This window comes from Streptomyces sp. NPDC021020, from assembly GCF_044333285.1.
Taxonomy (GTDB): domain Bacteria; phylum Actinomycetota; class Actinomycetes; order Streptomycetales; family Streptomycetaceae; genus Actinacidiphila.
In genome coordinates this window covers 50,296-61,282 of sequence record NZ_JBIRQQ010000008.1, presented here as the reverse complement: position 1 = coordinate 61,282, position 10,987 = coordinate 50,296, and the positions used below count along the sequence as shown (strand labels likewise).

The window sequence follows — 10,987 nt, the reverse complement described above, 5'->3', positions numbered from 1 at the left end:
CTATAGAGTCCGACAGCGGTTGCCCATCCACAAATAAAAGGAATTACATGTTCCGATTTCGACGCCGTCGGCATTCACCGAAATGGCACACAAGAAATGTCGCGGTGACCGTTGTACTAACAACAGGTATCGCCGCCTTCCTGCCGCAGGCGGCGGAAGCGGGCACCGGCAGTGCCACCGTCGGGCGGCAGACCGCGCTCTCCGCGACGGACGACCCCGCCGGCGACGGTTCGCTGTCGGACGAGGACAAGGCTCTGCAGCAGGCACAGGCGAGCGGCCAGCCGGCCGAGGTGGTGTCGGCCCGCACCGAACCTTCGGACGAGTGGGCCAATCCGGACGGTTCGTTCTCGATCCGGCGTTACGGCTCGCCGGTACGGGTGTTCCGCTCCGGTGCGTGGGTGCCGACGGACCCGACACTGGTGACCGACACTGACGGCACCGTGGTCCCCAGGGCCTCCACCGTCGCCGTCCGCTTCTCCGGCGGCGGCAGCGGCCCCCTGCTGACCGGCATCAAGGACGGCCGCACCCTCACCCTGTCCTGGCCCGACCCCCTGCCCTCTCCCACCCTGGACGGGAACGTGGCGACCTACGCCGACGTGCTGCCCGGGGTCGATCTCCAGCTCAAGGCGGAGGTCGAGGGCTTCTCGCAGCTCATCGTGGTGAAGACGGCGCAGGCCGCCGACAACCCGCGGCTCGCGACCCTCCGCTACACGATGAGCACGGTGGGCCTGTCGGTGGCCACCGATCCCGACACGGGCAGCGTCACCGCCAGCGACCCCGCCGGTCAGACCGTCTTCACCAGCCCCACCCCGCTGATGTGGGACTCGACCACGCAGACCAGCGAGGACCCCCCGGCGTCCGCGGCCTCCTCCACCGCGTCCCGCGCCGCGGCCACCGCGCAGCCGGCAGACGCAGCGGACGCCCCGGCCGACGACCCGTTCGAGCCGCCGCCCGGCGCGCAGGACGCCCAGATGGCGACCGCCGTGAACGGCGACACCCTGTCGATCACCCCGGACCAGTCGCTGCTGACCGGCGCCGACACCCGGTACCCGGTCTACATCGACCCCTCCTTCGCGTGGGGCAAGCGGCAGAACTGGACCCGGGTGTACAGGAAGTACCCCTCCACCTCGTACTGGAACGCCAACGAGGTGGCGCGCGTCGGCTACGAGAACGAGACGTACGGTTTGTCCCGCTCGTTCTTCCAGATGGACATCTCCAACATCAAGGGCGCGGGGATCATCTCCTCGACGTTCCGGATCAAGAACACGTGGTCCTGGTCGTGCCAGGACCGGCCCGTCGAGCTCTGGCAGACCGGCCCCATCTCCAGCAAGACCACCTGGAACCACCAGCCGGCCAAGATCGGCTCCGTTCCGGTCTCGACCGTCGACGACGCCAAGGGCTGGAGCTCGGCCTGCCCGGGCGGGAACCTGGAGTTCAACGTCACGCCGACGGTCAAGGCGGCCGCGGCGCACTCCAACTCCAGCATCACGCTGGGCATGTACGCGTCCAACGAGTCCGACACCTTCGGCTGGAAGAAGTTCGATCCCAAGACGGCCGTCCTGGAGACGACCTACAACCACGTCCCCGACCCGCCGAGCGCGCTGGGGACCAACCCCAAGACCAGTTGCTCGGCCGGTGGCCTGATCGGCAACACCACCGTCAGCCTGCACGCCACCGTCAAGGACGCGGACGCGGGGAACCTGACCGCGCGCTTCCAGGTGTTCCCCGCGGGCTCCGGCACCGCGGTCGTCAACCAGACCGTCCCCGCACTCAACGGCCGCGTCGTCACGCTCGTCGTGCCCGACGCCGACCTGCCCACCGGCAGCTACACGTGGAAGGTGAACGCGACCGACGCGATGAACGCGGCCTCGGGCTGGTCACAGGTCTGCGCCTTCTCTGTCGACCGCACCCGTCCCGCCCATCCCCCGGTGATCAACTCCACCGTGTTCCCGCCGGGCGACGCGGGCTGGCCCCCCGACACGGGCAAGGCCCGCCAGACCGCCGGTTTCACCCTCTCCGCCAACGGTGTGGCCGACGCCGCCCAGTACGGCTGGTACACCGACTACGACCCCGAGGTGCAGTACACGAACGTGGCGCCCGGGGCCTCGGCCACCGTGCGGATCACGCCCCCGGGCTACGGCCCGCACTTCGTCTACGCGTTCAGCATCGACGCGGCCGGCAACCGATCGGACACCGCCACCTATGTGTACTACGCGGCCGGCTCCGGTGTTCGGGACAACCCGGCCGACGTCAACGGGGACGGCAACGACGACATCTGGAACGTCGACTCCAACGGAACCCTCCTGACCTACGCGGGCCAGGGCAACGGACGCTTCTCCGCCGCCACCAACGGGGGCCAGACGTTCGAGGACACCCAGACCGCCTCGCGCGGCGACTGGGGCCAGGACGGCTACAACGACCTCGTCACCCTCGAACCGTCGTCGAGCGGCAGCGGCAAGGAGCTGTGGGAGTACCCGAACAACGGATCCGGCATCGCCACGGTGTCCGGCGTCGACGGCGGCAAGCAGCGCCTCGACGTCGCCTGCCCGGCGATCAGCGAACCGACCGACGACAACCCCGACGGGTGCACCACGGCCGACGACCACTGGCACGACGCCGACCAGATCGTCGCGCCCGGTGACATCAACGGCGACGGAGCCCCCGACCTGCTGGTCAAGGAAGGCACGCTGCTCTACGCGTACTACGGTGACCGGGGCAGCAAGCGCCTGGACGTGCACGGCGACCCGGTGCTCGTCGGCGGCAGCGACTGGAACCACTTCACCGTCGTCGCGCCCGGTGACCTCAACGGCGACGGCCTGCCCGACCTGCTGCTGCGCGACACCACGACCGGCGGCCTCTTCCGCTCCCTGGGCAGGACCGGCGAGCAGCCGGGCGTCGTCGACCCCGCCACGTGGGGCGACCCGGCCCAACGGGTGAAGGTCGGAGGCGGCCTGACGGCGAGCTACGCGGTCCTCGGCGCGGGCGACCTCAACGGGGACGGCAAGCCCGACCTCTGGGCGCGCAAGGCCGACAACACCATGGTCGGCTGGTTCGGCACCTACACCGGCGGCGCTCTCAGCGCGTACGGGACCCAGTTCAGCATCGACGGCGTCGTCGGCGGCACACGCGTCCCGGCCGGCACGAGCCTGTCCACCGGTGCGAGCTTCACCTCCCGCTCGGCCAAGCTCACCATGCAGAGCGACGGCAATCTGGTCATCACCAACAACAGCGGCACCAGCGTCTGGTCCACACACACCGGCGGCAACCCCGGCGCGACCGCGCGCATGCAGGCCGACGGCAACCTCGTCGTCTGCGCGGCCGACGGCAGCACCACGCTGTGGACCTCGAACACCCCGCAGCCCGGCGGCTACGCACTGCTCCAGGACCGCGGAAACCTGGTGGTCTACAACGTCAAGGGCCAGTCCCTGTGGAGCAGCGGAAGTGCCGCGCGCCACGACTACAACGGCGACGGACTCAGTGACGTCGCCGACTGGTACGACTACGCCGACGGCCACGACGCGGTGCACACCTTCGCGTCCGCCACCTCGGCATCGCAGGTGAAACTCTCGGCCCCGGTCACCGGGGTGAGCCTGCCGGCCGGCAACTGGTGGGCGCCGGGGGCGCGCTACACCACCGGTGACTTCAACGGCGACGGCATCGGGGACGTGTCGGCCCTCTACGGATACGACGACGGCTCGGTGAAACTGTTCACGCTGCTGGGCGACGGAGCGGGGAAGTTCGGGGCGGCCACGCCCTCCTGGACCGCGGTCCCGGGCAAATGGGACTACACCCGCTCCCACTTCCAGTCCGGCGACTTCAACGGCGACGGCCGCGACGACCTCGCCGCCTGGTACGACTACCCCGACGGCCACGACAGCCTGTGGACCTTCACCGCGAACGTGCAGGGCGGCTTCAACGCCCCTTTCCTGGCCTGGACGTCGCCGGCGGGCAACTGGTGGATCACCGGCGGCAAGTTCGTCACGGGCGACTTCAACGGCGACGGCCGTGACGACATCACCGTGCTCTACAACTACGACGACAGCCATGTGACGCTGTGGAACTTCGCCGCGACACCGACGGGCGCCTTCCAGGCGCCGAAGAACGGCTGGTCAGGTGCGAACGGGGGAGAGCACCAGCTCCTGCGGTTCGGACCGTTCGACTCCATCGTGGTGCAGGCCGGCGACTTCAACGGCGACGGCAAGGACGACGTCGTCCTGAGAGGTCTGGTCAGGGGTGTGCAGTTGTTCACCTTCACCTCGGCGTCCGACGGGTCCGGGACCTTCGGCGAACCGGTCTCGGATGCCGTGGCCTCCGAGGACGTACCGAACCAGAGCGTCGCGGGTGACTTCAACGGCGACGGAATCGACGACCTCGCCGCCCTGAACGACGACGGCAGCGGAGGCGTCTACACGTCCGTCCTGACCGGCTCGGCCACCCGTCCCGGGGTGTTCCTCAGCCAGCCGCAGGGGTGGGCGAGCACGGCCGGTTCCTGGTCGCTCGCCCGTACCAACGTACTCAACACGCACAGCTAGCCGCGGAAGCACAACCGTCGGCGAGGAGGACGCCGGGCCGGAGCACCACGCTCCGGCCCGGCGGTTCTCGCGGGGCGCTCACCGCCGGCTCTCCGGCATCGGCCGCAGAACACTCCGCGGCGCCGGCGATGCCCGGCACGAACGTGGCGCGTCCGACGTACTCGCACGGCTCACTGCTGCCGCCTCCGTTCCGTGTCCCGCACGTCGCGAAGGAGGTGGTCGGCACGTCACGCCGGCGGCGCCGTCTCAGGTGCCCGGCGGCTCCGGGCCCGCGAGTGTGGCCGGGAGGACGGCGGTGGGGCCGAAGCGGTGGCGGGCGCGGTCGGCGGCCGCCTCCAGGGCGCGGGCGCGGTCCTCGGCGGGGTCCATGCTGAGCTGGCGGTGGGCGGCCTCGCGCGGGGCGAGCCGGTCGGCGCGCAGGGCGAGGGAGCGTACCCGGGCGCGCTGCAGGCCCAGCGAGGCGAGGATGCCGAGGGCCGCGGCCGCCAGGTCGGGCGAGTGGTCGGTGGGTTCGGGCAGGGCGCGGGTCCGGGTGGTGGAACTGCGGTCGGCGTAGCGGACGGTGAGGGTGAGGCCGCCGGTGACCTGGCGCCCGGCCCGCAGCCGGCGGCCGAGCTGCTCGGCGAGGCCGAGGACGCCCTGGTGGTGCCGGGCGGGATCCAGGCAGTCCCGCTCGTAGCGGAGGTCGGCGGCCAGCTGGGCCGCGGGGGCCTGGGGCGTGACCGGGCGGGGGTCGCGGCCGCGGGCGCGCTCGGCCAGCAGCCGGGCGGGGCCCGCGCCCAGGATCCGCTGGAGGGTCGCCGGGGGCAGGTCGGCGACCTGGCCGACGGTATGCAGACCGTAGCGGCCGAGGGCGGCGGCCGTGGCCTGCCCGACGCCGGGCAGCGCGGTCAGCGGGCGGGGGCGCAGCCAGCGCTCCGTGGCGTCCTGGTCGCGCGGGATCTGCGTGGCCTGCCGCGGCTCCGACGCCGCCGCCATCGCGGCGAGCATCCGGTTGCCCGCGAGACCGGCGCTGCTCGCGATGCCGTACATCGCCATGAGCCGCATCCGGGCCATCTGGAGCAGCTCGTAGGGATCCTGCCCGAAGTAGCGCAGCGCCGAGGTCAGATCGAGCTGCACGGCGTCGGGCGGAAAGGCCTGGACGTGCGGGGTGATGTCCCCGAGCAGGGCCAGCACGGCGGCGTAGCGCCCGTCGTCGAGCGTGCCGTGCAGCCGCAGATGCGCAATGTGCCGCGTCCGCCCCCCGCCCGGTACGGCCGGCACCGTACCGCCGGGGGCGGCCGGGTCCGTACGGCCGGGAGCGGCCAGGGCGGGAGCGGCCTGCGGGCCTGCAGGGACCCCACCGGCGGCGGCCGGCGCAAAGGGATCCGGCCGCCCCGCGGGCCGCGGCGGCAGCGGCGCGACGGCCTCCGCGCCCGGGCAGCCCTCCGGGCGAAGCCCGGGACGCACCTCCGGGCGGGCGCCCGTGAACGCCGCCGTGAGGGCGCCCTCACGGCGGGGTGTGCGCGTCATCCCGCGCTTCCCGAGCTGCGGTGGCCGAGGCGGCGCAGGTCGGCAGTGCGGGTGCCGGGGGGCTGGAGGTCGGCGTAGGGGTGGAGGCGGGCGCCGGCCGTACCGTCGGCGAGGGTGCGGCCGGGGGGCTGCGCCGGAGTCGGGTGGGGGTCCTGCGCGCCCAGGAGGGCGAGCGCCGCCTCGGGCCCGTCGTCGCGCCGGGTGGCGGCGACCTTCTCCAGATCCCAGGCCATGGTGCCGACGACCGTGCGGCGGGTGCCGCGGACCTGGACCGTACCGCGCACCAGCAGCAGCCCGGAGTGGAAGACGGTGTGCGCGCAGGCCTCGTGGGAGTCCTCGAAGAAGGCCAGGTCCACCAGCCCTGAACCGTCCTCCAGGGTCACGAAGATGATGCGCTTGCCGCTGGCGATCGGCGGGGTCTGGGTCGCGGCGCGCACCCCGGCGACCAGGACCTGGCGGCCGGCGGGGAGGGCGGCGAGGTGGGCGGCGTCGGTCGCGCCGATCTCCCGCAGCAGCCGGTGGTGGTGCTCCATCAGATGCCGGGAGACGTCGATGCCGAGGGCGTCCAGCTCCGCGCCGAGGGCCTCCCGGCCGGTCAGCTCGGGCACCCCGCTGGGTTCGGAGCCGCCGATCGCGCCGGTGTCCAGCGGCAGCTGGCCCTCGCCCGCGGTGCGGACGCGGGACTGCCGGTGCAGCTCGGCGATCTGGAGCAGCAGGTCGCGCCGGGTGAGCCGGCCGTCGTGCAGCACGTCGAGCGCGCCGATCTCGGCGAGCCGCTCGGCGACCGGGCGGCTGGGGCGGCCGCGCTGCCAGAAGTCCGACAGCGAGGCGTACGGGCTGCCCGCGGCGATCCGCCCGCACTCCTCCGCGGTGATCCCGCGGACCCCGGCCAGCGCGAGCCGCACACCCCAGCGCTCCCCCTCGGCCCGCTCCACGACGTGCCCGGCCCGGGAGCGGTTGACGTCGACGGGCAGCACGGGCACCCCGCCCCGGCGGGCGTCGGCGACGATGACGCGCTTGGGCCACATGCCGGGGTCGTGCTCCAGCAGGCCCGCGAGCAGGAAGGCCGGGTAGTGCGCCTTGAGCCACGCGGACTGGAGCGCGGGCACGGCGAAGGCCACGGCGTGCGCGCGGCAGAAGCCGTACGCGCCGAAGGCCTCGACGGTGGCCCACACCTCGTCGCGGACCGCGGCGGAGAAACCGCGGGCGGCGGCGGCCCGGTGGAACCACTCCCTGATCAGCGGCAGCTGCTCCTTGTCGCCGAGCAGCCGCCGGCCCACCTCCGCCCGGTCCCGGTCGCAGCCGGTCATGACGTGCAGCGTCTCGATGACCTGCTCGTGCCAGATCGTCACGCCGTAGGTGTCGGCGAGCACGGGCTCCAGGGCCTCGTGGGCGTAGTGCGGGTCGCCGCCGTGCCGGGCGGCGATGTAGCGCTCGGGCATGCCGCCCTGGACGGGGCCGGGGCGGAAGAGGCTGATGTCGGCGATGACGTCCTGGACGTCCCGGGGCTGGAGCCGGGAGAGCAGGTCCTGCTGGCCGGGCGACTCCAGCTGGAACATCCCGATGGTGTTGCTGGCCTGGATGAGCTTGAAGGCGAAGACGTCGTCCAGCGGGACCTGCCGCGGGTCGTCCAGGTCGATCCGGTCGCCGGTGGCGCGCTCGATCTCGGCGACGGCGTGCGCCATCGCCGACTGCATCCGCACCGCCAGCACGTCGAGCTTGATGTTGCCCAGCGCCTCGACCTCCTCCTTCGCCGCCATCGCCATCGGGTAGTCGCCCTGCGGGGTGGGCTGCACCGGCAGCCGGTCCAGCAGCGTCGCGTCGCTGATGATCACCCCGCACGGGTGCATGGCCATGCCGTGGACGAGGGAGTCCAGCCCCTCGGCCAGCTCCCACAGCGGCCCGTAGCGCGGCGCCTCGGCGGCGAGGGCGCGCAGTTCGGGGAGTTCGGCCAGCGCGCCGGTGATGTCGGCCGCCCGCAGGTGCGGGAAGCTCTTGGCGATGCGGTCCACGTCGTGCGGCGGGATGCCGAGCGCGAGCCCGGTGTCGCGCAGCGCCCGGCGGGCCCGGTAGGTCTCGGGCATCGCGGTGACCGCGACCCGCTCGTGGCCGAAGCGGCGGAAGACCGCGTCGTACGCCTCCAGCCGCCGCGCCGATTCCACGTCGATGTCGATGTCGGGCAGATTGCGGCGGCGCTCGCTGAGGAAGCGCTCGAACAGCAGGTGGTGGTCGAGCGGGTTGGCGGTGGCGATGCCGAGGGCGTGGCAGACCATCGACCCGGCGCCCGAGCCGCGGGCGGCGACCCGGATGCCCAGCTCGCGGATGTCGGCGACGACCTGCCCGACGGCCAGGAAGTACGCGTCGTAGCCCAGCTCGCCGATGATGCCCAGCTCGCTCTCCAGCCGCTCCCGCACCGCCGGTTCCCGGTCCAGGCCGCGCCGCTCCAGGCCCGCGGCGCAGCGCCGCCGCAGTTCGTCGCGCGCCCCGCCCCGGGCGGCGCCGACGACCTCGGGCTCGGGGAAGTGCCGGGTGCCGAGGCCGAGGTCCGCCTGCGGGTCGAGGCGGCAGGCGGCCGCGGCCGCGGCGGTGTCGGCGAGCAGCCGCCCGGCCCGGCGCGGGCCGCTGCCCGCGCATTCGGCGATCCGCTGCGCGATCCGGGCCATCTCCGGCTCGTCCTTGAGCCAGCGCTCCCCGCCGTCCAGGCGCCGCCGGTCGACGGGCCGCAGCAGCCGGGCGGCGTCCAGGACGTCGGCGAGCCGGTGCTGGGCGGGGTCGGCGTAGCGGACGGCGTTGGTGAGCACCGCGGGCGTACGGGTGCGGTCGGCGAGCGCGAGGGTACGGGCGGCCAGCCGCAGCGAGCCGGGACCGGTGCCGGGCCGGCCGTGCACGACCGCCTCAAGGCGCAGGCCCTCGCCGAAGACCTCCCACCAGGGCCGCAGCAGCGCCACCGCGACGTCCTCGCGGCCCGCGGCCAGCGCGCGCACGGGCTCCGACGTCGGCCCGAGCAGCACGGTCAGCCCGGCGCCGCCGTGCTCGCGCAGCGCCTCCCACGGGACCTCCACGGGCGCCGCGCCGGACGCGGTGCCCGCGTGCGCCGCCGAGGTGATCCGGCACAGCCGCGCCCAGCCCTCGCGGTCGCGGGCGAGCAGCGTGAAGCGCAATGGCGGTTCGACGACGTGCGCACCGCCGCGCACCGGGGTGCGCCGGGCTCCGGCCGCCGGTCCGGGGCGCGCTCCGGGGCGCGCTCCCGGCGGCGGCGGGGCGAGGGCCGCGACGGCGAGGTCGATGCCGAAGACCGGCCGGACGCCGTGCTCGGCGCACGCCCGCGCGAAGCGCACCGCGCCCGTCACGGTGTCCCGGTCGGTCAGCGCGAGGGCGCCCATGCCGCGCTCGGCCGCCCGCGCGGCGAGCTGCTCGGGGTGCGCGGCGCCGTAGCGCTCGGAGTAACCGGATGCGACATGCAGATGCGCGAAGCCCGCCATGTCGCACCTCCACTGCCCCACCCCATTTCGGCCAGTCGTCCGAACGTTTCTCGTACGTTCGTTCGATTAGCGTATCGCGGTTGCCCCAGGTCAGCGAGCCGAAGCAGGGCGCAGCAGCGGATCCGGCCGCCGGAAGGGGCGGCCGGATCCGGACCTCGTACGTCATCTCCCGGGCGGGGTGGGCGACTTGGCGCCGGTGTCCCGGCCGCGGGGCGCCGGGAGATTTCCGTCACGGCCGGCGGGGCGCGGGCGGCGCAGCAGCAGGAGCCACGCCGTGAGCGCGCCGGCCGCCGCGGACCCGGCGAGCTGGATCCGGTAGTCGGCGAGCGCGACGAGCCCCGCGCCCAGCCCGGTGGCGAGCGCGGTGGGCCCGAAGACCACGGTGCCCGCGGCGGCGGCCACCCGGCCGACGAGCGCGGGCTCGGTGTGCTGCTGGACGGCGGTGAAGGCCGCGACGACCACCCACGGCAGCCCGATCCCGATCGCCACCGCCCCGCAGAACACGGTCGGCAGCGACGGCACCACCCGCATCCCGACGCCCGCACTGAACAGCAGCAGCCCGGCGGCGGCGAAGACCCGCTCCGGCATCCGGCGCATGACGGCGCCCGCGGCGATCCCGGCCACCACCGAGCCCGCGCCCTGCACCGCGTAGATCACGCCGACGAAGGCGGGCGGGCGGTGCAGCCCGTCGTCGACCAGCGCGTAGGTCGCGGCGCTGCTGACCCCGGACAGCAGCAGGGCCGCCCCGCCCGCGCCCACCAGCCGTACCAGCAGCGGATTGCCGCGCAGCGCCCGTACGCCCGCCGCGGTCTGCTCGCGCCAGGACCCGGCGGGCGGGACGGGCGGCTGCTCGCGCACCCGCAGGGCGGCGAAGGCGAGCGCGGCCAGCGCGAAGGTGACGGCGTCCAGCGCCGCGACCGCGCCGCCGCCCCAGCGGACGAACAGGCCCGCGCCGGCCAGCGGGGCGAGCAGCTTCATGCCCTCGTTGACGGTCATCCGCAGGCCGTTGAAATCGCCGCGCAGCTCGGCCGGGACGGCGCTGACCACCAGGCCCGCCTGGGCGGCGTCGCACAGCACCGACCCGACGCCGACCGCGGTGAGCACCACCAGCAGCAGCCACACGTCCCCGCCCGCGCGCACGGCGAGCAGCGCGGGCAGCAGCACGGCCAGCACGGCGTTCACCGCGACCAGCAGCGGGCGCCTGCGGAAGCGGTCGGCGGCGGTGCCGAGCAGCGGCCCGAAGAGGGTCGGCGCCCACAGGCACGCGTTCACCGCGGCGGCCAGGCTGCTGGAGCCGGTGAGCGTCTTCACCCACACCCCGGCGACCAGCATCATCGCCGAGTCGCCGAACCCGGAGACCAGGACCCCACCCAGATACGTCGCCGCGCCGCGGTCGCGCAGCACCTCCCGTACGGACATGACCCCCAACCTAATGCTTGGGAGTCGCCGACCGCACCCCGC

The 10,987-nt window shown here is 74.1% G+C and carries 4 protein-coding genes; 1 reads left to right on the top strand and 3 read right to left on the bottom strand.

From position 1 onward, the window contains the following. The first annotated feature begins 104 nt into the window (after positions 1 to 104). Entirely contained in the window at positions 105 to 4,532 is a 4,428-nt protein-coding gene (locus tag ACH4SL_RS24030) for an FG-GAP-like repeat-containing protein (RefSeq protein ID WP_398448875.1), read from the top strand. Between the two features lie 246 nt (positions 4,533 to 4,778). Here ACH4SL_RS24030 and ACH4SL_RS24025 read toward each other — a convergent pair whose 3' ends face one another. The 3 genes from ACH4SL_RS24025 to ACH4SL_RS24015 all read right to left on the bottom strand — a co-directional run bounded on the left by ACH4SL_RS24025 (position 4,779) and on the right by ACH4SL_RS24015 (position 10,945). Beyond that, entirely contained in the window at positions 4,779 to 5,795 is a 1,017-nt protein-coding gene (locus tag ACH4SL_RS24025) for a DNA polymerase thumb domain-containing protein (RefSeq protein WP_398449612.1), read from the bottom strand. 245 nt (positions 5,796 to 6,040) lie between these two features. After that, complete coding sequence (locus ACH4SL_RS24020) at positions 6,041 to 9,526, bottom strand: DNA polymerase III subunit alpha (protein ID WP_398448873.1); 3,486 nt, start codon at positions 9,524 to 9,526, stop codon at positions 6,041 to 6,043. Between the two features lie 162 nt (positions 9,527 to 9,688). Next, complete coding sequence (locus tag ACH4SL_RS24015; RefSeq protein ID WP_398448871.1) at positions 9,689 to 10,945, bottom strand: MFS transporter; 1,257 nt, start codon at positions 10,943 to 10,945, stop codon at positions 9,689 to 9,691. Positions 10,946 to 10,987 lie beyond the last annotated feature (42 nt).